Genomic DNA, 23,897 nt, shown 5'->3' on the forward strand with positions numbered 1-23,897 from the left:
CGTTCGAACGCCTCGCCGACCAATCGTGTGACCCCGGTTACAGCGGTGTACAACCCGGTAATAGTGTCAACTCATGACCGCACCCTCTCCGCTCCGCGTCATCCAGTGGACGACCGGCAACATCGGTAAGCGTTCACTGCACGCCATCCTCGGCCGCGACGACATGGAACTCGTCGGCGTCTACGCCCACGGCGCGGACAAGGTCGGCGTCGATGCCGCCGACCTGGCCGGCCGGTCGACACCGACCGGGATCAAGGCCACCAACGACATCGGTGAACTCATCGCGCTGAAACCCGATGCCTGCTGCTACAACCCGCTGTGGCCGAACATCGATGAACTCGTCGCGCTGCTGGAGGCCGGGATCAACGTGTGCTCCAGCGCGGCCTGGATCACCGGCGGCAAGCAGACCATCGAGGATCTCGACCGCATCAGGAATGCCTGCACCACCGGCAATTCCACGATCTTCGGCAGCGGCGCGCATCCCGGGATGACGAACATGGTCGGCATGGTGCTGTCGGGTTCCTGCGAACGGGTCGACGAGATCCGGATCACCGAATCGGTGGACTGCTCCACCTACGAGTCCGCCGGCACCCAGACCGCGATGGGATTTTCCCAGGATCCCGACACACCCGGATTGGCCGAGAGCGTGCGCCGGGAGAGCGAGGTGTTCGCCGAGTCGGCGGCGATGATGGCCGACGCCATCGGTGCCAGACTCGACCGGATGACATTCGATGTCACCTTCACCGCCGCGACCGGGGACACCGATTTGGGCTTCATGCAGATCCCCAAGGGCACCGTCGGCGGCGTGTACGGCTATCACCGCGGTTGGGTGGGCGAGCGCAATGTCGTCAGCGTCGGCTTCAACTGGACCATGGGTGACCACGTCCAACCGCCCAAACCCCTTGAGCACGGCCATGTCATCCAGGTGTTCGGCCTGCCGAACATGCGCACGGTATTGCACTGCCTACCGCCCAAGGACTGGACCGAACCGGGCTTCATGGGCCTGGGCATGATCTACACCGCGATGCCGGTCACCAATGCCGTACCGGCCGTGGTCGCCGCCGCCCCGGGCATCGTGACGCTCAAAGACCTGCCGCCGGTGACGGGACGGTTCACTCCGAAAGGCTGACGCAGGCCCCCACCGCCCCGCCGCCGACGTGCACCGCCAGCACGGCACCCATATCGGTCACGGTGAGCGATTCCAGTTGCGGTAGGCGCGAGGTCAGCGCCGCCCCGAGTTCGGCTGCGGCATCGTGGTTGTCGACGTGGTGCACGCTGATCGCGGCGGGCCGGTCCCCGACGACCTCGGCGATCGCATCGACCATCGCCGCGTGCGCCTTCGACACGGTGCGCACACGTTGCGCGAGCACCAGGCGGCCGTCGACATCGAGATGCAGCAGCGGTTTCAGCGACAGCGCCGTGCCCAACCAGGATGCGCCCTTGCCGATCCGGCCGCTGCGCCGCAGATTGTCCAAGCGGTGCACGACGATGAAGACCTGTCCGCGCGGGATCGCGGCGCGGGCCGCTGCCTCGACCGCGTCCAGCTCCGCACCGCCGGCGGCGGCTCGGGCCGCCGCCAGCGCCACGAAACCCACACCCATCGCCGCCGATCGCGAATTCACCACCCGCACAGCCGAACCGAACTCGCGGGCGACCGCGGCAGCGGTGGAGAACGTACTGGACAGCGCCGCCGACAGATGGACCGCGACCACCCCGTCGCCGTCGCTGTCGACGAGCGCCTCACGGTAGGCCTGGGCCAGATCCGCGGGTGCCGCACCCGAGGTGGTCACCTGATTGCGCTCATGGATGTCGTAGGGGATCTCGTCCACCCCGTCGCGCAGGTCCACACCGTCGGCGAGTACGTGTAACGGCACCTGCCGGATCGACCAGCGCTTGCGCTCGTCGAGGCCCATCCGCGCCGACGAGTCGATGACCACCTGAACGGTCATGGCAGCGTGCGGGTTTCGGGCTGATAGGCCCCCGCCTCGGCGAGTCCCTTGAGCATCAGTTCGGCCACCGCGGCGTGCGCCTCGAAATTCCAGTGGATGCCGTCGGGGTTGCCCTGCCCGCTCATGACGTATTCGCCGACCGCCGCCTTCAGGTCAACGACGGGCACGTCGTGCTCACCGGCCCAGCCGGTGATCGCCGCGACGGTGGCATCACGCCAGCGATGCGACCTGCCATAGGTGTCGGCGATGTGCACCGACGGTACGGTGGCCACCACCGGTATCCCGGGACGGTTGAAATCGATAGCGGCCCTGGTCTGCTCGAGGTACTCGACGCTCAGGTGCGGCGGCAGCGCGGGACGGGCCACCGGCGACAGCCGGGGTTGCAGCCAGCCGTAACCGTCGCGCGCCCAGCGCCGCAGGAACGGCGGCCGGACATAGCGGATCAGCTCCCGCAGCGCGGTCGGCAACGGCGAGGGCAGCGAATCCATACCGCAGGTCGCGAAGATCACCGCACCCGCCTTCGGCAGTGCCGCCCACGAGCGAGGATCCTGGGTGGCCGCCCACCACACATCGCGACAGGTCCAGCCGATCCGACCGATCAGCTCGACATCCCAACCCAATTGTCCAGCAACGATATTGGGCCAGATCCTGGGATCATCGGCGGGCAGCCCGCCGGTCGGGCCGTAATAGGACAGCGAGTCGCAGAAGACCAGCAGCGTTCTGCGGCCGCCCTCAGAGGACATCGGCGGCCACCTGCGCCGAGGCGTTCCAGACATCGAGGCGCCACTTGAGGGCGTCGCCGACGATATGCCCGGACAGCTGCGCCCAGCTCGCGTTGCCCATCCCGCCGAGCACCGGCCAGTTGTCCACGGGCAGATCCAGCAGCGCACCGGTCAGCGCCGCGATCAACCCACCATGCGCCACCAGGACGACGGGACGGTCCAAACCTTCGGAACCCCAGTCGGATTCGGCGGCCAGCAGTTCTTCGACCAGCGGCACGCTGCGGGCTGCGACATCGACTCGGCTCTCACCGCCGTGCGGTGCCCACCGGGCATCGTCCCGCCACGCCAGCCGGGCGCCGGGCGCCCGCGCGTCGACGTCGATGTGCGTCAGACCCTGCCACTCCCCCAGATGGGTTTCGCGCAGCCGTTCGTCGACGCGCACCGATACCCCGGCCCGCTCGCCGAGCGCCGTAGCCGTGTCCAGGGCACGCCGCAGATCCGAGGACACGATGGCCACCGGGTTCCGTTTGGCCAGCACCTCCGCCACCGCGGCCGCCTGAGCGCGGCCCAGATCGGTCAGATCGGTGTCGAGCTGTCCCTGCATCCGGCTGCCGGCGTTCCACTCGGTCTGCCCGTGGCGCAGCAGGACCAGGCGACGCACCGTCACTGCGAACCTTCCTGGGGCGCGTCGAGGTCGACGGGTACCGTCGGGCAGTCCCGCCACAACCGCTCGAGCGCATAGAACTCGCGTTCCTCGGTGTGCTGGATGTGCACGACGATGTCGACGTAATCCAGCAGGGTCCAGCGCCCCTCCCGTGTGCCCTCGCGCCGGGCCGGCTTGTGCCCGGCCTCGCGCATCTTGTCCTCGATCTCGTCGACGATGGCGTTGACCTGACGCTCGTTGGACGCCGAGGCGATCACGAAGCAGTCGGTGATGACCAACTGCTCGGACACGTCGATGACCACCACATCATCGGCCAGCTTGTCGGCGGCCGCCCGGGCCGCGACGGTGGCCATCTGAACTGCTTCTGTCGTTGCCGTCACGACCGGGCCTCCTGGGCGGTTGGGGTGTACAGGTTGCGTTTGGACACGTATTGGACGACGCCGTCGGGCACCAGGTACCAGATGGGCCGCGACTGGTGGGCGCGCTGCCGGCAGTCACTCGACGAGATCGCCAGAGCCGGCACCTCCACCAGACTCAACGCGTCCTCGGGCAGTTCCTTCATGGCCGCGGCGATGTGTTCGCCGTCAAGTTCGTAGCCGGGTCGGCTCACCCCGACGAAGCGGGCCAGGGCGAACAGTTCCTCCCAGTTCTGCCACGACAGGATCGACGCCAGCGCGTCGGCGCCGGTGATGAAGTACAGGTCGGTGTCGGGGTTCAGTCGCGCCAGGTCGCGCAGCGTGTCGGTGGTGTAGGTGGCCCCGCCGCGGTCGATGTCGACCCGGCTGACCGAGAACCGGGGGTTGGCGGCGGTGGCGATGACCGTCATCAGGTACCGGTCCTCGGCGGCGGTGACATGACGATCGCGCTTCTGCCAGGGCTGACCGGTGGGGACGAAGACCACCTCGTCCAGGTCGAACTGGTCGGCGACCTCGCTGGCAGCCACCAAGTGCCCGTGATGCACGGGATCGAATGTCCCGCCCATCACTCCCAACCTGCGCCGTGTCGCCACGAAAAGGCAGCTTACGGGAGTGGGTGCGACGGCTCTGCGCGTGCCGAAGTTGACGTTTCGGCGGCGTCCACTCGCACTTCGGCGCCCGTTTGTTCGATTGGGCGGAATCACACAGGGAGTAATGCGTCGATCACGGCGGCGAGCTGCTTGGCCGACCGGCACTCGTGCATCGGGATCAGGTCCTGATAGCGCGGCACGGCCGAGTCGCCGCTGCCCCACAGATGCCGGGGCTCGGGGTTGAGCCAGTGCGCGTGCCGGCTGGCGTTCACCATCCGGCTCAGCAGATCGGTCTCCGGGTTGCGGTAGTTGTTGCGGCCGTCGCCCAGGATCAGCAGCGAGGACCGCGGGGACAGCACATCGGGGAAGTTCTGCGTGAACGAGACGAAGGCGTGCCCGTAGTCGGAGTGCCCGTCGCGGGTGTAGACACCGGCCTCGCGGGTGATGCGCTGCACCGCCACCGCCAGATCGGCCTCGGGGCCGAACATGTGGGTGACCTCGTCGGTGGTGTCGATGAAGGCGAACACCCGCACCCGGGAGAACTGCTGACGCAACGCCGACACCAGCATCAGGGTGAAGTGGCTGAACCCGGCCACCGAGCCCGACACATCGCAGAGCACCACCAGTTCCGGGCGGGCCGGGTGCGGCTTCTTGAGCACGACGTCGATCGGCACCCCGCCGGTGGACATCGACTTGCGCAGCGTCTTGCGCAGGTCGATCTGTCCGTTGTGGGCCCGCCGACGCTTGGCCGCCAGCCGGGTGGCCAGCGTGCGCGCCAGCGGTTGCACCGTCTTGCGCATCTGGCGCAGCTGCTCACCGGAGGCACGCAGGAACTCGACGTTCTCGGCCAGTTGCGGCACGCCGTACATCTGGACGTGGTCACGGCCCAGTTGTTCGGCGGTGCGCCGTTTGGTCTCCGCCTCGATCATCCTGCGCAGCTGCGAAACCCGTTGGGCGGCGAGCGCTTTGGCGATCTCTTCCTGGGTCGGCGTGGGCTCCTCACCATAGGGGGCCAGCAGCCCCGCGAGCAGCCTGCCCTCCAGGTCGTCCAGCGCCATCGCCTTGAGCGCCTGATACGACGAGTACGACGGGCCGCGGCTGGAGTTGTACCGGCCGTAGGCCTCCACGATCCGGGCGATCATCGCCGCCAACCGATCGTCGAAGTTCTCCAGATCCGCATCGGGGCCCAGCATGTCGATCAACGCCGCCCGCATCGCCTCGATGTCCTGCGGCGGCATGCCCTCGGCCTCGTCGGCGTCGGGTTCGTCCTCGACGACGGTGCGATCGCCCAGCGCCGCGGGCCACCAGAGGTCGAACATCGCGTCGTAGGTTTCGCGGTGATCCGAGCGCCGCAGCACCGCGCACGCCAGTCCCTCCCGCAGCGCGGCCCGGTCACCGAGTCCCAGCACATTCAGCACCCGGCCGGCGTCCACGGTCTCCGACGGACCCACCGCAATGCCTGCACCGCGCAGCGCCTCGACGAATTCCACCAGGTGCCCGGGGATTCCGTGCGGGGCCAGCGGTTGCGGCGGGCGGGTGCGGCGGGACATCAGTTGAGCCTCATCAGTTCAATCTCAATTCCCCAGCCGCCTTGATCTGATCGGACTGGTGTTTGAGCACGACACCGAGGGTGGCCGCGATCATCTCGTCATCGATGGTGTCCATGCCCAGGGCCAGCACGGTGCGGCCCCAGTCGATGGTCTCGGCCACCGACGGCAGCTTCTTCAGTTGCATGCCGCGCAGCACCCCGATGATGCGCACCAGCTCCGCCGCGATGGTGTCCGGCAGTTCGGGCACCCGCGAGAGCAGGATGCGCCGTTCCAGTTCGGCGTCGGGGAAATCGATGTGCAGGAACAGGCAGCGGCGCTTGAGCGCCTCGGACAGTTCACGGGTGGCGTTGGAGGTCAGCACCACGAACGGTGCTCGTTCGGCCCGGATGGTACCCAACTCGGGCACGGTGACGGCGAAATCGGAGAGCACCTCCAGCAGCAAGCCCTCGATCTCGATATCGGCCTTGTCGGTCTCGTCGATCAGCAGCACGGTCGGGTCGGTGCGGCGGATAGCGGTCAACAGCGGCCGGCTGAGCAGGAATTCCTCTCCGAACACATCGGTCTTGGTCTGATCCCAGTCGCCCGTCCCCGCGGTACCGGCCTGGATCCGCAGGATCTGCTTGGCGTGGTTCCACTCGTAGAGCGCCCGGGATTCGTCGACGCCCTCGTAGCACTGCAACCGGACCAGTTCACTGCCGGTGGTCTGCGCGACGGCACGGGCCAGTTCGGTCTTGCCCACGCCCGCCGGTCCCTCGACCAGCAGCGGCTTGCCGAGCCGATCGGCCAGGAACACCGCGGTCGCGGTGGCCTTGTCGGGCAGGTATCCGGTCTCGGCGAGCCGCTTGGCGACGTCGTCGATATCGGCGAACAGCGGGGCGGGGCGGGCGGGGACGCTCACATGTTCTCTTTTCGTGAAGGTGTTCAGGCGGGCCGGGTCTGGCCGTCACCCCACACAATCCATTTGGTCGAGGTCAGCTCGGGCAGCCCCATCGGGCCGCGGGCGTGCAGCTTCTGGGTGGAGATGCCGATCTCGGCGCCGAACCCGAACTGCTCGCCGTCGGTGAACGCCGTCGACGCGTTGACCATCACCGCCGCGGCGTCGACCTCACCGGTGAACCGTTGGGCGGCAGCGAGTTCGGTGGTGATGATGGCCTCGGTGTGGCCGGTGCCGTACTCGTTGACGTGGCTGATGGCGCCGTCGACACCGTCGACGATCTGCACGGCGATGTCCATGGACAGGAACTCCGCGCGCAGTTCGTCCTCGCTGGGGTCCAGGTGCACCGTGACACCGGCCTCCTGCAGGGCGTTCACCAGCCGCGGCAGCGCGGTATCGGCGACGGCGCGGTCGACCAGCAGCGTCTCGGCGGCATTGCACACGCTGGGCCGGCGGGTCTTGGCGTTGAGCAGGATCCGTTCGGCCACATCGAGATCGGCTGCTTCGTGCACGAACACGTGGCAGTTGCCGACGCCGGTTTCGATGGTCGGCACGGTCGCATCGCGCACCACCGCATCGATCAGGCCCGCGCCGCCGCGCGGGATCACCACATCGACCAGGCCGCGCGCCTGGATCAGGTGGGTGACGGTGGCGCGGTCCTGGCTCGGCAGCAACTGCACGGCGTCGGCGGGAAGTCCCTCGGCGACCAGTGCGGCGCGCAGCGCACGCACCAGGGCGGCGTTGGAGCGGGCCGCCGACGAACTGCCGCGCAGCAGCACCGCGTTCCCCGATTTGAGGGTGAGCCCGAAGGCATCGACGGTGACGTTGGGCCGTCCCTCGTAGACGATGCCGACGACACCGAGCGGGACCCGCTGCTGGCGCAGCTGCAGACCGTTGGGCAGCGTGTTGCCGCGCAACACCTCACCGACCGGATCGGGCAGACCGGCGACCTGCCGCAGCCCGGCGGCGATCCCGTCGACGCGCTGCGGGTTGAGGGCGAGGCGGTCCAGCATGGCCTCGGCGGTGCCCGCGGCGCGGGCGGCGGCGACGTCCTCGGCGTTGGCGGCCAGGATGTCGTCGACCTGGGCCAGAACGCTGTCCGCGGCCGCATGCAGCGCGCGATTCTTGGTGGCGGTGCTCAGGGTGGCCAGGCTGCGCGACGCCGTCCGGGCGGCCGCCGCGGCATCGTGGACCTGCTGGCGCAGATCGAGTGTTTGCACGCTCATCGAGCCAGCGTATCGACCATCCGCGAAGATGGAACGGTTGGGGTTACCGTGAGCCTCATGACGCGTTTGTGCGTGGTGGGCAGTGTGAACATGGACATCGCCTTCGCCGTCGAGGCGCTGCCCGGTCCCGGGGCCACGGTGCTGGCCTCGGCGCTGGTTCGGTCCCCCGGCGGCAAGGGCGGCAATCAGGCCGTCGCCGCGGCCCGCGTCGGCGCGGACGTGACGTTCGTCGGTGCGGTCGGCGACGACGCCACCGGCGCGGCGCTGCGCGCCCATCTGAACGACAACGGCGTCGACACCGCCGGCGTCACGGCACTACCGGTCCCCAGCGGCACGGCCGGCATCCTGGTCGATGCGCACGCCGAGAACATGATCGTCGTCGCGCCGGGAGCCAACGCGCACCTGAGCCTGTCCTCGGCGCGGGTGCGCGAGATCGTCGCCGCCTGCGAGGTGCTGCTGATGCAGTTGGAGATCCCGGTGGACACCGCGTTGACGGCGGCCCGCCTGGCCCACGATGCCGGTGCCACCGTGTTGCTCAACGCCTCTCCGACCGGCGCGGACCCGGACATACTGGCCCAGCTGGCCGAGGTGACCGATGTCGTCATCGTCAACGAAACCGAAGCGCGGCATTGGACGTGGCCTGTTCCCCACCTGGTGACCACCCTGGGTGACCGCGGCGCGGTGCTGCGCAGCGGCGCGCAGGAGAGCACGGTGCCCGCCGTGGAGGTGGAGCCGGTGGACACCACCGGAGCCGGTGACGTGTTCGCCGGTGTGCTGGCCGCGCGGTGGCCGACCGGCCCGCGGGAGGCGCTGCGCTGGGCGTGTGCGGCCGGTGCGCTGGCCACCCTGGTCCCGGGTGCCGGTGACTGCGCGCCGAACGCCGAGGCCGTCGAGGACGCGCTCAACTGAATCACCAACAGTTGCCGTTATAGTCGGCAGGCATGACAGCGCGACCGCCCGACGGCGACTGGCTCGGCACCCCCTACCTGCGGTTCGAGCGCCAGGGCCCATTCGGGGTGGTCACGCTGGATCGGCCGCAGGCCCGCAACGCGATGACCCCGGCCATGTACTTCGGCATCCGGTACGCGATCAGCCATGTCGAGAACGATCCGGACCTCGCCGGTCTGCTGATCACCGGCACCGGCGATGTCTTCGCCCCCGGCGGGGATCTGGGCGGCGGCGACGGTTCCGACGACTGGATGACGTGGGGCGCGGCCCTGTCCATGGATGTCACACCGTTCGAGGCGCTGCGCCAGTCCGTCACGCCGGTGGTGTCGGCGGTCAACGGGTTGGCGCAGGGCGGCGGGATGCAGATCGCGCTGTGCAGTGACATGGCGGTGGTCAGTGACCGGGCCACCTTCCGGGTGCCCGAACTGTTCCGCGGGATCGCCGACACGTACTACAGCCAGATGCTGGCGCGGCTCATCGGCCCGGTGCGCACCCGCGATCTGATGTTCACCGGTCGGGTGCTGACGGCGGCCGAGGCCGCCGACTGGGGTCTGGTGTCCCGGGTGGTGCCGCACGAGCGGCTGCTCGATGAGGCGCGTGAGGTCCTGGCCCAGGTGTGCCGGACCGCACCGGGCGCGCGGTCAGTGGTGAAGTCCAGCCTGGACAACTACCTCGGCCTGTTCGACCGCATCGGGATGAAGGCCAGTTACAGCGGTCCGGAGGCGAAGCTGGGGTTCGTCGCGTTCAAGGAGCGCCGGTCACCGGACTGGGTGCACCCCGAGCTACGCACCGACGGCCGGCTGTAGCGCGCCGACGCCGGACCCCATCATCAGCGGGATGACATCCGCCGCGACCGGCAGATCGAGGGTCACATCGGAGATGTGGATCAGACCGTAGGCGGTCCCGTTGGCGAATGATGTTGCCGAGTCGACGATCTGGAGCACCAGATCATCACCGGGATTCAGGGTGTACGCGATGGCCTCCATGTCGACCGTGACGGTGTGCCTGCCGCCGTCGAGGCGGACCGGGATCGGCGAGGCGATGTTGCCGACCACCCGATCGGTGCTGCGGTCGACGATCTGGGCGAAGACGTGCCTGCTGGTGCCCAGGCCCGAGTAGGTCATGGTCAACGTCGGGGCGCCGACGATGTACGTGGTCTCGGCCGGGTCCGGGATCGCGGTGTTCAGTGCGTGCCGCGCCGGCGCCGCCAGCGTGTAGCCCAGCGGGAAGGCCCACTGGTTCTGCGGACCGGATCCGCCCAGGAACGGCGCGATGGCCAGGTATCCCCCGCCATCGGACACGCTGATCGGGTCCGGCTGCTCGAATCCCGGGTCGATCGGCAGATCCTCGCTGGCATACCAGTTGCCCAGCTGGTCGACCCAGGTGAATTTCGGGCCGTCGACCGGCGGGGGTGTGCCCGCCGTCTTGTTCATGACGTAGGTGTCCAGCCACTGCATCGTCTCGCTGAGCAAGAAGGCGCTCTGGCCCGCGGTGTCGCCGGGGTCCAGACACGTCCCGTGGCCGCCGCAGTACCAGATCATCTTCACCGGGACCCCGTCGGCGAGGGCGGCGGCGTTGGCCATCGCCTGCTGTAACGGGAACAGGGTGTCGACGGTGCCCTGCATGAACAGCGTTGGCGCGGTGATGTTCCCGACGACGGTGGCCGGGCTGTTGCGGTGCAGGAAGTCCTGCTGATGCCCGGTGAGGAAGCCGGTGAGGGCGCCGGTGATGATGCCGGTGTAGATCTCGGGGTCCAGTCGGGACTCCTGCACGACCAGGGCCAGCAGCAACAGCGACGCCCATGAGGTCTTGAAGGCGTTCTCCGGGTACAGGGCACCGGTCAGCGAATTCCAGGCGATACCGGGCACGATCGCATCGATGCGGCTGTCGATGCCGGCCGACGACAGCTGGATGCCACCGCCGTAGGAGCCGCCGACCATGCCCACCAGTGGGTTCAGCCGTCCGGTGGTGCCGGGGTCGAATGCCGTGCCCGCCTGCTGGGCCACCCAGGAGATGATCGCCGCCACATCCCGCGCCTCGAAGAGTTCCGAATCCAGGTGCATCCGTCCGGTGGAGGCGAACTCGCCGCGCGGGTCCCAGGTCACGACGTTGTAGTCGGGCCGCAGCTTCGCCAGCCCGGGTACCAGACCCAGCACCGTGGTCTCCTGGGTCGGATCGGTGTATCCGCGGGTGGCCAGGCTCGGACCGTTCAGGATCGTCGGTGCGGTATCGCCCGTCGCCAGCCCGATCATCGGGAAATAGTTCACGCTGATCCGGGTGCCGTCGAAGGAGGTCACCTCGGTGGTGAAGGCGATCGGATCGGCACCGATGTAGTCGGCCACCTCGATGCGGACATCGGTGCGCTGCGCGTTGCCGATGATCGGTGTCAACAACGTGCCCAGGATCGGGATCTGGTGCAGCCGAACGACGATCGGTTGCACGAAGTACTTGAGCACCGGGATGGTCTCGAGGAACTGGACGAATCCGGACTTCTGCATGGTCAGGACGCGGAACTGGTCGTAGCCCCAGGGTTGCAGTTGCGTCGAGTTCGGCAGGAAGGTGAAGTTTCCGGTGGCGGAGTCGAAGGTGACCTTGCCGTGGGTCACGGGCCGTCCGATGACGGCGTAGGAGTTCTTCGGGTCCGGGGTGGCGTTGGTGCCGGTGATGACGCCGTCGTGCACCGCGATATCGGGCGCGTATCCGTCGGCGCTGTCGACGGCCTCGCGCCGGGCGCTGCCCAGCAGCGCCCATTCGCCCATGGCGTCGATGGGCAGCGTCTCGCCGGCGGTGGTTTCGGGCCGCGTTGCGGCGGGAGCCGGGTCGCTCTCGATCTCGGGCAGCGGTGCCGTATCCGCCGCGCTCACCTCGGGTTCCGGCGATGACACCGGCACGGCGTGCGTGCCCTCGTCGTCCTGAATGTCCGTGGTGTCGGCCTCGGTGGTCTCGACGTCCTGGTCGGCGAACTCATCCGGGCTCGACGCCGCGGACCGGTCACGTCCGGTGACCGAGGTGCGCGGCGTACTGTCGCGCAGTTCGTCGTCCTCGGAATCGTTGTCGCGCAGGGACTTCGCCGTCGACAACCGCCGCGGGGAGGTCTGTTCGCCATCGGTCTCGTCCGGGGCGGCCGACTCCGTTTTCGGCGCCGGGTTCGGTGCGGCGTCCGCCGAGGAACCGGCCGACACCCCGGTGCCGTCGGTCTCGGCAAAGGCGGCCCCGGCGCCGGAGAACACCGCGACGCCGACGCCGAGGGCCACCGCGAGGCCGCCGACGCGACCGATGAAACATGCAGCACCCATCATGGACCCCCGAAATTGACGTCGACGCAGATAGGCAGCCGCTACCGCGTGATCCGCGCCGGAGTCCGATTTCGGCGAACGTCGCCGCCGCGGCGTCAGCCCTGCGGGATGTCGCGCTCGATGGCGTCGAGCCAGATGCGCGCCGACATGTCCGACGGTGCCCGCCAATCGCCGCGCGGCGACAGTGCGCCACCGGCGGAGACCTTCGGTCCGTTGGGCAGCGCCGAACGCTTGAACTGGGCGAACGAATAGAACCGCTGGGCGAACACCGTCAGCCAGCGCCGGATCTCCGTCAGCGAGTACTGCGGCCGTTTGTCCAACGGGTAGCCCAACGGCCAGTGACCCCGCTCGGCATCGTGCCAGGCGTGCCAGGCCAAGAACGCGATCTTGGCCGGCCCGAACCCGTAGCGCAACACCTGGAACAGCGAGAAATCCTGCAGCACATACGGTCCGACCTTAGCCTCGCTGCTCTGGATTTCCTCGTCCTCACCGGCCGGCACCAACTCCGGGGTGATCTCGGTGTCCAGCACCGACTGCAGTACCGCGCCGACGGAATCGTCGAACTCACCGGATGAGATGACCCAGCGGATCAGGTGCTGGATCAAGGTCTTCGGCACCCCGCCGTTGACGTTGTAGTGCGACATCTGGTCGCCGACGCCGTAGGTGGACCAGCCCAACGCCAGCTCGGAGAGGTCCCCGGTGCCCAGCACGATGCCGCCGCGCTGGTTGGCCAGCCGGAACAGGTAATCGGTGCGCAGGCCGGCCTGCACGTTCTCGAACGTGACGTCGTAGACCTTCTCGCCGCGGCCGAACGGGTGATCCATCTCGGTGAGCATCAGCTGCGCGGTGTCGCGGATGTCGATCTCGGCGAACGTCACGCCCAGTGCCTGGCTGAGGGCGATGGCGTTGCCCTTGGTGCGGTCACCGGTGGCGAAGCCGGGCATGGTGAACGCCAGGATGTCGCTGCGTGGCCGGCCCTCGCGGTCCATTGCGCGGGCCGCCACGATCAGGGCATGGGTGGAGTCCAGGCCGCCGGACACGCCGATGACCACCTTGGGGTAGCTCAGCGCCCGCAGCCGTTGCTCCAGTCCGGAAACCTGGATGTTGTAGGCCTCATAGCAATCCTGTTGCAGCCGTGCCGGATCCGAGGGCACGAACGGGAACCGCTCCACCCGGCGGCGCAGCCCGAGATCGCCGGCCGGCGGGTCGAGGGTGAACTCGATACGCCGGAATTCGGGACCGTCCAGGGTGCGGGCGTTGTCGTCGAAGGTGCCCATCCGCAGCCGTTCCGCGCGCAGCAACGCGGTGTCCACGTCGGCGACGCTATATCGCTCACCCTTGGGGAAGCGCTCGGACTCGGCCAGCAGCACACCGTTCTCGTAGATCATCGTCTGGCCGTCCCACGCCAGATCGGTGGTGGACTCCCCCTCACCGGCGGCGGCGTAGACATAGGCGGCCAGGCACCGCGACGAGGCCGACTTGGCCAGCAGCTTGCGGTCATCGGCGCGACCGATCGTGATCGGGCTGCCCGACAGGTTCGCCAGCACCGTGCCGCCGGCCAACGCGGCCCGTGCGCTCGGCGGCACCGGTACCCACATGTCCTCGCAGACCTCGACGTGCAGCACGAAGTCGGGCAGGTCGGCGGCGGCGAACAACAGATCGGGGCCGAACGGCAGGTCGGCGCCGCCGAGTCGGATCGTCGTGCTCAGGTCGTCGCCGGGGGCGAGTTGACGGCGTTCGTAGAACTCGCGGTAGGTCGGCAGGTAGGACTTCGGCACCACGCCGAGCACGGCGCCGCGGTGGATCACCACGGCGGTGTTGTAGATCCGATTCCGGTGCCGCAGGGGTGCGCCCACCACCAACACCGGCAACAGATCGGCCGAGGCGGAGACGATGGTCGCCACCGCCTCCTCCACCGCGTCGAGCAGGGTGTCCTGCAGCAGGATGTCCTCGATGGAATAGCCGGTCAGCGTCAGTTCGGGAAACACCGCCAGACCCACACCGTCATCGTGGAGCGCGCGGGCCATGCCCAGCACCGATGCGGCGTTGGCGGCCGGATCGGCCAGCGTGGTGTGGTGGGTGCAGGCGGCCACTCGGACGAACCCGTGCCGGTAGGCGGAGTAGAAGTCCACCCCGCCATTCTGGCATTGCCGCTGCGGGCCCCGCCGGGCCTCACCGAAGCGTTCGTTATCTGGCGGACGCGGCGCGCCAGTCCTCGATGGCCGGTGCCAGGCCGTCGGCCAGCAGCGGCAGCTGGGGAATCAGCGCGACGCAACTGACGAACTGCAGTCGGCGGGCGGCGTCCATCAGCCGTTGCACCTCCGGGTCGGTGCGCCGCAATCCCCTTGCGGCGGCGGCGTCGTCGTACTCGGCGGTCGCCTCGGGTCCGAGCATGGCCAGGTCCCACTCCACCGGGCCGCAGCAGATGTCCTCGAAATCGGAGAACTTGATACCGCTGGTGGTCCGGATGACGTTGTGCGACGGCCCATCTCCTTGCACCGGTTGCACGCCGACGCCCGCGTGCTTTGCCGTGAACGCGGCGCGGTCGGCCAGCACCGCGCGCAGCGCCGCATACTCGGCGCGGGCCCGGTCGATATCGTCGGCGTTCAGCAGCTGCGAGGGTTCCAACGCGTCGAACATGCCCGGTGCCGCCTCGTTGAACGGCACCAGGAACGGCAGCGGCCCGGGATAGGCGGCCAACCCGGCGTGCAGTTCGGCGCTCTTGGCGATGGCCACTCCCGCATAGGGCTGGTGATCGGCGGCGACATCGGCCAGTTCCCAGAAGGTCATGGCGAAGCCGTCCCGGCGCACCGGGTTGCGCGGCACCAGCGGACTGGGCGGTACGACCGGCACGCCCTGGGTGTCGAGCCAGGCCACCACGTCGAGTTCGCGTTGTTGGCGAGCGGCCTGCAGTTCGGGGGTGTAACTGTGCGGCAGCACCACCGGCACGCGGGCCACCACGGGCGCCGGTTCCAGGTGCACGACGACGGAGAAGACGTCGTGCAGCACCGTTGCGCGTTCGACGTCCAGGCCCAGGGCTCGGCCGGCGCGGAGCGCCGCATCTGCCGCCCGCGACGTCCGGTCAGCGAGTTGATCAGGGGAAAGCCACGCCACCCGTTCACCCTGCCATGCGCGGCCTATCCTCGATCTCATGGAAGCCCCGGAACTCGTCGCCACCCTGGCCGGGCGTCGTGTCGCGGTGCTGACCGGCGCCGGCATGTCGACGGACTCGGGCATCCCCGATTACCGCGGGCCGGACTCTCCGCCGAGCAACCCGATGACCATCGCGCAGTTCCGGTCGGACCCGGTGTTCCGGCAGCGGTACTGGGCGCGTAACCACGTCGGCTGGCGGCACATGGACCAGACGGCGCCGAACGCCGGGCATCGAGCGCTGGCCGATCTGGAACATGCCGGGGTGGTGACGGGACTGATCACCCAGAACGTCGATCTCCTGCACACCAAGGCGGGCAGCCGCGCGGTCGTCGATCTGCACGGCACGTATCGGCAGGTGGTCTGTCTGAATTGCGGGTACACGATGACCCGGGAGGCGCTGGCCGACGAACTGGAACGGCTGAACCCGGGCTTCGCCGAGCGCGCCGAGCGCGTCGGCGGCATCGCGGTCGCCCCGGATGCCGACGCCGTCATCACCGACACGTCGAGCTTCCGTTACCTGGACTGTCCGCGATGCGCAGGCATGCTGAAACCCGATATCGTCTATTTCGGCGAGAGCGTTCCCAAGGAGCGTGTGCAGCAGGCATTTTCGATGGTCGACGCCGCCGACGCGTTGCTGGTCGCGGGTTCGTCGCTGACGGTGTTCTCCGGGTACCGGTTCGTCCGGCATGCCGCCGCCGCGGGCATGCCCATCGCCATCATCAACCGCGGTCCGACCCGCGGCGACGCGCAGGCGACCGTCAAGGTCGACGGTGGTTGTTCGGAGCTGCTGACGCTGTTGGCCGGTGAGCTCCCGCTGGCGATTTCGGCGCGCTGACGTCCCCGAGTGAACGCGAGCGCGCGAAACCATCAGAATGTGGCCGGCATGGCACGGATGGCGTGGACGAAGTTGCCCGCGACATAGGACGGTTCACCGACCTCCAGGTGCGGCAGCCTGCTGAGCAGTTCGCCGAAGATCGCGCGGAGTTGGGCACGAGCGACATGCGCTCCCAGGCAGAAATGCCGTCCTCCCCCGCCGAATCCGACATGCGGATTGGGGTGACGGCTCAGGTCGAGGCGCTGCGGATCGGTGAACACGTCGCCGTCCCAGTTGGCCGACGAGTAGAACATCACCACCTTGTCTCCGGCGGCGATCCGCTGCCCGCCCAGTTCGTGATCGCATGCGGCGGTGCGCCGGAAGGTCATCACCGGTGACGCCCACCGGATGAACTCCTCCACGGCGGTGCCGATCCGGTCGTCGAAGCCGGCCAGCAGCCAGGCGCGCTGGTCGGGGTGGTCGGTCAGGGCCTTCATGGCGTGGCTGGTGGTCTGCCGCGTGGTGTCGTTACCTGCGACGGCGAGCAACACGAAGAATGCCGCCACCTCGGGATCGGTGAGCCGCGCACCCTCGACCTCGGCGTGCACCAGCGCGCTGAACAGATCATCGCCCGGGTTCTCCCGACGTTGCGCGGCCAGCGTCAGCGCCACCTGGTGCAGGTACATTTGGTTGGCCACCAGGACCTCCAACGGATTTCGTCCGTCGAGGTAGACCGGATCGCCCCAGGACACCAGCGCATCGGCGGCCGCGGCCACCTGGTCGCGTTCGGAATCGGGAATGCCGACCATGTCCGACAGGGTGCGGATGGGCAATTCCTTGGCGCACATGTCGACGAAGTCCGCCCCGCTGCCCGCGGCCTGCAGTTCGGTGACGATATCGGCGGCGTTGGCCTTGATGGAGTCCTCGATGCAGCGGACCTGACGAGGCGTGAACGCCGAGTGCACCACCTTGCGGATCAGCGTGTGCCGCGGTGGGTCCATCGCCAGGAAGGACTGCGATGCCTCCAGCAGTTCCTGCGGGACGTTCTCGAACAGCACGCCCTGCCCGGACAGGAACACCTCGCTGTTGCGGCTGACCGCCACGACATCGGCGTGCCGGGTCACCGCCCAGTAGCCGCGGTCGGCCGGGTCCGGCATCAGCGAGTCCTCGACCGGCGGATGCCAGCTGACCGGACGTTCGGCGCGCAGTCGGGCGAAGGCGTTCTCCCGATCGGCGGCGGTGGTCGACCAGAAGGCGCGCGAGGACAGGTCGATCGGGTCGTAGGCGCGGTCGACGGATGTGATCGGTGACACAGTCATGTCGCTGACACTAAGTCTAGACAGAGTGTCTAGTCAAGAAGTCGGTGCGCCGGATACGCTGGCCGCATGGCATCAGTGACCCGGGCGACCCGCAAGCCACAGGCCAACCGCCAGGAACGCCGCCAGCAGATCGAGCGGCAGCTGCTCGACGCGACCGATCGGCTGATGGCCGACGGCGCCAGCTTCACCGAGCTCAGCGTCGACCGGCTGGCCACCGAGGCGGGTATCTCCCGGGCCAGCTTCTACATCTACTTCGAGGACAAGGGCGACCTGTTGCGCCGGCTGGCCGGACAGGTCTTCGGCGATCTGACCGAGGACGCCGCGCAGTGGTGGACGGTGGCCGGCCATCGCGACCCGACCGATATCCATGCCGCCATGACGAGGCTGATCGCCAGCTACCGCAGGCATCAGCCGGTGCTGGTCGCGCTCAACGAGATGGCGGCCTATGACGCCCAGGTCGGTCAGACCTACCGGGAGCTGCTGAGCGGGATCGCCGCGCAGTTCACCGCTGTCATCGAGACGGGCCAGGCCGACGGCTCGATCCGGTCGACGCTGCTCGCCGAGCCGACCGCGAGCAGTCTGGTCTGGATGGTGGAGCGGGTGTGCCAGCAGAACCTGCCCGGTAGGCCGGCCGAGTACGACCCGCAATTGGCCACCGCGCTGACCGAGATCGTCCGCGGCGCTTTGTATCTGGACGGCTAGCTGTGCTTCAGAAACGCTCGGGGTGCCAGTAGACCTCTTCGGCGGTGCCGAACAGGGCGTGGTCGACCGCCTGGCGCCCCTGCACGTAGCCGTAGTCCTGATTTGACGACTCGTAGCGCCAGCCGCCGAACCGGCCGCGACTGTAGATCCCCAGCGCGATGAGCTGTTCGTCGGCCGCGCGCAACAGGTCATCGCGCCCCAGCGTCGGCACCGGGTAACCGAAATCGAGTGTCGTGACGAATCGGCTCGCCACCTGAGCGCCCTCGGCCCCGAGCCGCTGCAGCGATGCCACCACCGACTCGACCGCGTCATCTGCCGATATCGGTTCGTCGGCGAAAACCGGTACCTCACACAGGATGTTCCACCGTCCGGGCCCGGCATTGGTCTGGTCGTAATTGCTGAGCATCGTCGCGCGGTACCACGGCACGGAGTCGTGCGGGCAGTACAGCCAGGTCTTGTCGGCCAGGGCCTGCGGCGGCTGCCCGGCATAGCCGATCCCGACCGCGTGCAGCCGGCTGGCCCGCAGCGACACCGCGCGGTCGGACCACCCGATCCAGCCCAGCGCCGTCGTGACCGGCGCCGTGCTGATGCAGTACCGATACGACACCGTGGTGCCGTCGTCGAGGTGCGCCACCCGCGCCGCGGCATCCAGATCCACCACCCGGGTGCCCAGGCGGACCGATCCCGGCGTCATCAGCCGGTCGTGGACCGCCTGCCACAGCGCCCCGGTGCCGCCGACCGGATACGGGAACGTCGAGGCCGGCGTGTCCATGCTGCCCGCCAACGCCAGCACGGGCACATTACGCGCCTCGCTACCGCTGCGCAGCGACGTCCACTCGTCGTCGATCTGGTCCAGCGGCAACGTCCACATCTTGCGGTTGTACGGCTCGAAGAACTCCCGGAACAGCTTGTGCCCGAAGTTGTTGCGGTAGTAGTCGGCCAGGTGTCGCACCGGGGCCTCGGGCTGCAGGTCGGCCGGGATCTCGTCGAGCTGCTGTTGGATGGGCGTCGGAACCAGACTGGACGGCCCGTCACCGTGCAGCCACACCCAACCGTTGCGGGTGACATGGTTCAGCTCGACACCGCTGGCTCGCACGGCATGGTCGAAATCCGGGAAGTGGCTGTGCAGCACGTGGCCGCCGAGATCCCAGGTGAACCCGGCCTCATCGGTCACCGAGGCCGACATCCCGCCGAGTCGGTGTGCGGCATCGACCACCAAATGATCGATGCCCAGTTCGGTCAGGCGGACCGCCGCGCCGATTCCGGTGGTACCGGCGCCGATGACGAGAAACGTGGGCACGCCTAGAAGTCGACGACCTGGCGGATCGGTTCGAAACCCTCGGCGAACGGCCGCCGACACAGGAAACCGTAGTGTTCGGCCGAACTGCGCACCCAGGACGCGCTGACCTTCTCACTGGCCTCGGCCTGCGAGACATGGCACATCAGCGCCGCGATCTTCTTGTCCAGCGAATCGGAGATGTCGATGAACGCGGTCGGATTGAAGCCGACCGCGGACGGGCCGCCGTAGGCCATGATCGTCGACACCCAGCGGGCCGCGCCCATGGTGCACCGCGAGACGACCCGGTGGTCCTGATGGCTGTCATTGGCCATGTGGGTGTAGATGACCGTTGCCGACACCTGCTCGATGGCGTCCTCGATCAGATGCACCAACTCGAATTCCTGCAGCGACACCCGGCAGTCCAGGAATCCCTCACCCCAGATCAACTTGTCCACCCCGAGCACGTCGACGGCCGCCTTCTGTTCGGCCACGCGCTGCGCCGAGCGCCCCGGGCCCTCTTCGCCGCGGGTGACCACCAACATGGTGACCTGGTCCCCAGCAGCAACATGCTTAGCCAGAGCGCCCCCGCAGCCCAGCTCGATATCGTCGGGGTGCGCCCCCACGGCGAGAACCGAACGACGTGTCATGCCCCCAGCTTCCACTTTGCTGACACCGGATTTTGAGCGAGCATACCCCGACAATCGCCCCCATGTAAGGATTAGCTCACCCGCTGGTGTTCGCCCCATTTTGGCGGCAGGATCTGCCAAACGGCAAATTGCGACCCGAACCCGCAGCAAACGGCAGCTATTGACGGCGCGGCCAGTTTGCGGGCGGCTCGCTCAGACGGCGACCAGGTCGTCGGCGTGCACCGCCGGACGGCGCAGTTCCGGCGGCAGGTCCGGGGTCGAACGTCCGATCATCGCGGCCAGCTCGACCGCGTCGTAGGCCACCACCCCGCGGGCGACCGTGGGGCCGTCGGGGCCGCGCAGTTCCACCACGTCACCACCGTGGAATCGCCCGGACACCGCGGTGATGCCGGCCGGCAGCAGCGAGCGTCGGCCCTTGACGACCGCGCGGACCGCGCCCTCGTCCAGCGTCAGGACACCGGTGGCCTCGGCCGCGTACCGCACCCAGAACCGGCGCGCCGACATGCGCTCGGGACGCGGTGCGAACACCGTGCCCACCGAGGCGTCGGACAGGGCCGCCGCGGCATCGGCCGCCGCGGCCAGCAGCACCGGTACCCCGGCGTCGGCCGCCAGCAGAGCCGAGGACAGTTTGGAGGCCATCCCGCCGGTACCCAGGTTGCTCCCCCGCCCCGCGACGACACCGGCCAGATCCCCGGAAGCGGCGACCTCGGGGATGAAGCGGGCCGGATTCTCGGGCGTGGCCTTGCGCGGATCACCGTCATAGAGGCCGTCGATATCCGACAGCAGCACCAGCGCGTCGGCCCCGACCAGCTGCGCGACCAGCGCCGAGAGCCGGTCGTTGTCACCGAAGCGGATCTCATTGGTGGCCACGGTGTCGTTCTCGTTGACGATCGCCACGGCGTGCAACGCGCGCAGCCGGTCCAGGGTGCGCTGTGCGTTGTTGTGCTGCACGCGCATCGCGATATCGTGCGCCGTCAGCAGCACCTGGCCGACGGTGCGGTCATACCGGCCGAACGCCGCGCTCCACGCGTTGACCAGGGCCACCTGGCCCACGCTGGCGGCGGCCTGCTTGGTGGCCAGATCGGTGGGCCGCTTGGTCAGACCCAGCGGCTCAATGCCCGCGGCGATGGCACCCGAGGACACGATCACGACATCGGAACCCGCCCGCATGCGGCCCTCGATGGCCTCCACCAGGGCCGCGAGCCGGCCCGCGTCGAAGACGCCGGTCGGGGTGGTCAGTGCCGTGGTGCCGATCTTGACGACGACACTGCGGGCGGTGCGCACGGCTTCCCGGGTAGAGCTCATTCGCCCGCCTCGCAGGCTCGCCCGACGAATGCCCACACATGATTCGCTCCGCAAGCGTCGCTCATTCGCCCGCCTCGCAGGCTCGCCCGACGAATGCCCACACATGATTCGCTCCGCAAGCGTCGCTCATTCGCTGTGCTCCCGGCGCGCCTTCCGTGCCGCCTTACGTTCGTCGGCCGACACCCGCTCGGTCTGCTCCAGACGCACATCGGTGCCGCGACCGGACATCATGGTGTCCAGGCCGGCCGGCGTCTGGGGCTCCCAGTCGAAGGTGACATCGCCGATGGTCACCGCGCAGCCCGGTTTGGCGCCCTGTTTCATCAGTTCGTCCTCGACACCCAGGCGGGCCAACCGGTCGCCGAGATAACCGACGGCCTCGTCGTTGTCGAACGCGGTCTGGGCGATCCAGCGCTCCGGGCGGGTGCCGCGCACGATGAAGCCGCCCTGGCCGTCGGAGGTGACGGTGAATCCGGTCTCGTCCACCGGGATCGGACGGATCACCGGTCGGCGCGGGGCCACCTCGGGTTGTGCGGCACGGTAGGCCGCAACCATGTCCCACAGCGCAAAGATCAACGGGCGCAGCCCGTCCCGGCTGACGGTGGAGATCTCGAAGACCGGCCAGCCGTACTTCTGGGCGACCTCGTCGCGCACGAAATCGGCCAGCTCGCGGGCATCGGGCACGTCGATCTTGTTGAGCACCACCGCACGTGGCCGCTCGGCCAGATCACCGAGTGTCGAGTCACCTTGCAGCGTCGGCTGATACGCCGCCAGTTCGGCTTCCAGTGCGTCGATATCGGAGATGGGGTCACGCCCGGGTTCCATGGTGGCGCAATCCACCACGTGCACCAGCACCGCGCAGCGTTCGATATGGCGCAGGAAGTCCAGGCCGAGCCCGCGGCCGTCCGACGCGCCCGGGATCAGGCCCGGCACGTCGGCGACGGTGAACGTGTTGTCACCGGCGGACACCACGCCGAGGTTGGGTACCAGGGTGGTGAAGGGATAGTCGGCGATCTTGGGCTTGGCCGCCGAGATGGTGGACACCAGCGAGGATTTGCCCGCCGACGGGAACCCGACCAGACCGACATCGGCGACGGTCTTGAGTTCCAGCGTGAAATCCCGGATCTGACCCTTCTCGCCCAGCAGGGCGAATCCCGGGGCCTTGCGGGCTCGGGAGGCGAGCGCGGCATTGCCCAGGCCGCCCCGGCCGCCCACGGCGGCTTCGAACCGGGTGCCGACGCCGACCAGATCCGCGATCATCCGGCCCTCGTCATCGAGGACCACGGTGCCGTCGGGCACCTTCACCTCGAGATCGGCACCGGCGGCACCGTCGCGGTTGCTGCCCGCGCCCTGCTTGCCCGAGGGCGCTACGACATGGGGGTGAAAGTGGAAGTCCAGCAGGGTGTGCACCTGCGGATCGACGACCAGGACGATGCTGCCGCCACGGCCGCCGTTGCCACCGTCGGGACCGCCGAGTGGCTTGAACTTCTCGCGATGTACCGAGGCGCAGCCATTACCGCCGTTGCCGGCCTGCGCGTGGATCACCACACGGTCGACAAAACGGGGCATTGCGGGTCCTTCCAGAAAAAAGCGAAGCTGCTGCGAGTGTCCTCTAGAGAACTCGCAGCAGCTTCACTGTTCGTTGACGGTCCCGAAGACCGTCCCGTAAAACCTAGGCCTCCGAGCGCACGAGGCGGACGATGTTCACCGTCCGGCGTCCACGCTTGGCACCGAACTCGACCACACCGGGGGCGGTGGCGAACAGGGTGTCGTCGCCGCCACGGCCGACGTTCACGCCGGGGTGGAAGTGGGTGCCGCGCTGACGGACGAGGATCTCGCCGGCCTTGACGACCTGGCCGCCGAAGCGCTTGACGCCGAGCCGCTGGGCGGCTGAGTCGCGACCGTTACGAGAGCTGGATGCGCCCTTCTTATGTGCCATGTCAGTCGTCCCCTTACTTGATTCCGGTGACCTTGAGCACCGTCAGCTGCTGACGGTGACCCTGCCGCTTGTGGTAGCCGGTCTTGTTCTTGAACTTGTGGATGCGGATCTTGGGACCCTTGGTGTGCTCGAGCACCTCACCGGTGACGGCGACCTTGGCCAGCTCGTCGGCCGAGGTGGTCACCTTGGCGCCGGCGACGACCAGCGCGACCGGCAGCGACACAGAGGCGCCCGGCTCGGACTCGAGCTTCTCGACCTTGACAACGTCACCGACGGCGACCTTGTACTGCTTGCCGCCAGTCTTGACGATTGCGTACGTGGCGTTCTCGGCTGCCATCGTGGATCTACCTCTGCTTCGTTCGTCTGGGCGCGCGCACTATGAAGCATGCACGTGCAGGTCTTGGGTGCGGGCCGAGCCAGCAGTTGCGGCTACAAGCCCCGCGACAA

The 23,897-nt window shown here is 68.5% G+C and carries 23 protein-coding genes; 5 read left to right on the top strand and 18 right to left on the bottom strand.

Annotated elements, in window-relative coordinates; translation table 11 throughout:
- Positions 1–73: 73 nt before the first annotated feature.
- Complete coding sequence (locus ACWDUN_RS14635) at positions 74–1,129, top strand: NAD(P)H-dependent amine dehydrogenase family protein (protein WP_449929758.1); 1,056 nt, start codon at positions 74–76, stop codon at positions 1,127–1,129.
- On the opposite strand, the gene ACWDUN_RS14640 is transcribed toward ACWDUN_RS14635, so the two are convergent.
- The 8 genes from ACWDUN_RS14640 to ACWDUN_RS14675 form a co-directional block, all read right to left on the bottom strand.
- Complete coding sequence (locus tag ACWDUN_RS14640) at positions 1,113–1,949, bottom strand: DegV family protein (RefSeq protein ID WP_449929760.1); 837 nt, start codon at positions 1,947–1,949, stop codon at positions 1,113–1,115. The genes ACWDUN_RS14635 and ACWDUN_RS14640 overlap by 17 nt on opposite strands.
- Complete coding sequence (gene octT, locus ACWDUN_RS14645) at positions 1,946–2,692, bottom strand: diglucosylglycerate octanoyltransferase (RefSeq protein WP_449929762.1); 747 nt, start codon at positions 2,690–2,692, stop codon at positions 1,946–1,948. Before octT ends, ACWDUN_RS14640 begins: the two co-directional genes overlap by 4 nt.
- On the bottom strand, positions 2,682–3,338 hold the full coding sequence (gpgP, locus tag ACWDUN_RS14650; protein WP_449929764.1) for a glucosyl-3-phosphoglycerate phosphatase: 657 nt from the start codon (positions 3,336–3,338) through the stop codon (positions 2,682–2,684). The genes octT and gpgP overlap by 11 nt, the downstream gene beginning before the upstream one ends.
- Entirely contained in the window at positions 3,335–3,715 is a 381-nt protein-coding gene (gene rsfS / locus ACWDUN_RS14655; protein ID WP_449929766.1) for a ribosome silencing factor, read from the bottom strand. The genes gpgP and rsfS overlap by 4 nt, the downstream gene beginning before the upstream one ends.
- The gene (gene nadD / locus ACWDUN_RS14660; protein ID WP_449930177.1) at positions 3,712–4,326 is read right to left on the bottom strand and encodes a nicotinate-nucleotide adenylyltransferase; all 615 of its coding nucleotides are present in this window, start codon (positions 4,324–4,326) and stop codon (positions 3,712–3,714) included. The genes rsfS and nadD overlap by 4 nt, the downstream gene beginning before the upstream one ends.
- Positions 4,327–4,451: 125 nt before the next feature.
- A complete protein-coding gene (locus ACWDUN_RS14665) occupies positions 4,452–5,894 on the bottom strand; it encodes a vWA domain-containing protein (RefSeq protein WP_449930179.1) in 1,443 nt (480 codons plus the stop codon).
- Positions 5,895–5,904: 10 nt separating this feature from the next.
- Positions 5,905–6,789, bottom strand: a complete 885-nt coding sequence (locus tag ACWDUN_RS14670; RefSeq protein ID WP_449929768.1) for an AAA family ATPase — start codon at positions 6,787–6,789, stop codon at positions 5,905–5,907.
- A 23-nt stretch (positions 6,790–6,812) separates the two neighbouring features.
- Positions 6,813–8,051, bottom strand: coding sequence for a glutamate-5-semialdehyde dehydrogenase (locus ACWDUN_RS14675; protein ID WP_449929770.1), 1,239 nt, complete (start codon positions 8,049–8,051; stop codon positions 6,813–6,815).
- Positions 8,052–8,108: 57 nt separating this feature from the next.
- Here ACWDUN_RS14675 and ACWDUN_RS14680 point away from each other — a divergent pair, with 57 nt between their 5' ends.
- Together ACWDUN_RS14680 and ACWDUN_RS14685 are read left to right on the top strand one after the other, a co-directional pair.
- Positions 8,109–8,960, top strand: coding sequence for a ribokinase (locus ACWDUN_RS14680; RefSeq protein WP_449929772.1), 852 nt, complete (start codon positions 8,109–8,111; stop codon positions 8,958–8,960).
- A 32-nt stretch (positions 8,961–8,992) separates the two neighbouring features.
- A complete protein-coding gene (locus tag ACWDUN_RS14685) occupies positions 8,993–9,805 on the top strand; it encodes an enoyl-CoA hydratase/isomerase family protein (RefSeq protein ID WP_449929774.1) in 813 nt (270 codons plus the stop codon).
- Here ACWDUN_RS14685 and ACWDUN_RS14690 read toward each other — a convergent pair.
- From ACWDUN_RS14690 to ACWDUN_RS14700, 3 genes are all read right to left on the bottom strand, one after another.
- A complete protein-coding gene (locus ACWDUN_RS14690) occupies positions 9,782–12,295 on the bottom strand; it encodes a CocE/NonD family hydrolase (RefSeq protein WP_449929776.1) in 2,514 nt (837 codons plus the stop codon). The two genes, ACWDUN_RS14685 and ACWDUN_RS14690, sit on opposite strands and share 24 nt — an antisense overlap.
- Before the next feature lie 95 nt (positions 12,296–12,390).
- Positions 12,391–14,427 (bottom strand): NAD(+) synthase, encoded by a 2,037-nt coding sequence (locus ACWDUN_RS14695; RefSeq protein WP_449929778.1) that lies wholly within the window; start codon positions 14,425–14,427, stop codon positions 12,391–12,393.
- A 55-nt stretch (positions 14,428–14,482) separates the two neighbouring features.
- Entirely contained in the window at positions 14,483–15,409 is a 927-nt protein-coding gene (locus tag ACWDUN_RS14700; RefSeq protein ID WP_449929780.1) for a phosphotransferase, read from the bottom strand.
- Positions 15,410–15,446: 37 nt separating this feature from the next.
- Between ACWDUN_RS14700 and ACWDUN_RS14705 the strand changes: the two genes are divergently transcribed.
- Positions 15,447–16,283: an SIR2 family NAD-dependent protein deacylase gene (locus ACWDUN_RS14705; RefSeq protein ID WP_449929782.1), complete on the top strand. Its 837-nt coding sequence runs from the start codon at positions 15,447–15,449 to the stop codon at positions 16,281–16,283.
- Positions 16,284–16,315: 32 nt separating this feature from the next.
- Here ACWDUN_RS14705 and ACWDUN_RS14710 read toward each other — a convergent pair whose 3' ends face one another.
- A complete protein-coding gene (locus ACWDUN_RS14710; RefSeq protein WP_449929784.1) occupies positions 16,316–17,581 on the bottom strand; it encodes a cytochrome P450 in 1,266 nt (421 codons plus the stop codon).
- Between the two features lie 75 nt (positions 17,582–17,656).
- Here ACWDUN_RS14710 and ACWDUN_RS14715 point away from each other — a divergent pair, with 75 nt between their 5' ends.
- The gene (locus tag ACWDUN_RS14715) at positions 17,657–18,283 is read left to right on the top strand and encodes a TetR/AcrR family transcriptional regulator (RefSeq protein ID WP_449930181.1); all 627 of its coding nucleotides are present in this window, start codon (positions 17,657–17,659) and stop codon (positions 18,281–18,283) included.
- A 7-nt stretch (positions 18,284–18,290) separates the two neighbouring features.
- Here ACWDUN_RS14715 and ACWDUN_RS14720 read toward each other — a convergent pair whose 3' ends face one another.
- The 6 genes from ACWDUN_RS14720 to rplU all read right to left on the bottom strand — a co-directional run bounded on the left by ACWDUN_RS14720 (position 18,291) and on the right by rplU (position 23,787).
- Positions 18,291–19,583, bottom strand: a complete 1,293-nt coding sequence (locus ACWDUN_RS14720; RefSeq protein ID WP_449929786.1) for a protoporphyrinogen/coproporphyrinogen oxidase — start codon at positions 19,581–19,583, stop codon at positions 18,291–18,293.
- Between the two features lie 2 nt (positions 19,584–19,585).
- Positions 19,586–20,209 (bottom strand): PIG-L deacetylase family protein, encoded by a 624-nt coding sequence (locus ACWDUN_RS14725; protein ID WP_449929788.1) that lies wholly within the window; start codon positions 20,207–20,209, stop codon positions 19,586–19,588.
- Positions 20,210–20,401: 192 nt separating this feature from the next.
- The gene (gene proB / locus ACWDUN_RS14730; protein WP_449929790.1) at positions 20,402–21,514 is read right to left on the bottom strand and encodes a glutamate 5-kinase; all 1,113 of its coding nucleotides are present in this window, start codon (positions 21,512–21,514) and stop codon (positions 20,402–20,404) included.
- Positions 21,515–21,640: 126 nt separating this feature from the next.
- Positions 21,641–23,080 carry a GTPase ObgE gene (gene obgE / locus ACWDUN_RS14735; RefSeq protein ID WP_449929792.1) on the bottom strand — a complete coding sequence of 480 codons (1,440 nt, stop codon included), beginning with the start codon at positions 23,078–23,080 and terminating at the stop codon, positions 21,641–21,643.
- Positions 23,081–23,183: 103 nt separating this feature from the next.
- Positions 23,184–23,450, bottom strand: a complete 267-nt coding sequence (gene rpmA / locus ACWDUN_RS14740) for a 50S ribosomal protein L27 (RefSeq protein WP_019513236.1) — start codon at positions 23,448–23,450, stop codon at positions 23,184–23,186.
- A 13-nt stretch (positions 23,451–23,463) separates the two neighbouring features.
- Positions 23,464–23,787 (bottom strand): 50S ribosomal protein L21, encoded by a 324-nt coding sequence (rplU, locus tag ACWDUN_RS14745; RefSeq protein WP_449929799.1) that lies wholly within the window; start codon positions 23,785–23,787, stop codon positions 23,464–23,466.
- Between the last annotated feature and the right edge of the window lie 110 nt (positions 23,788–23,897).

The sequence above is a fragment of the Mycobacterium sp. NPDC003323 genome, from assembly GCF_053589535.1.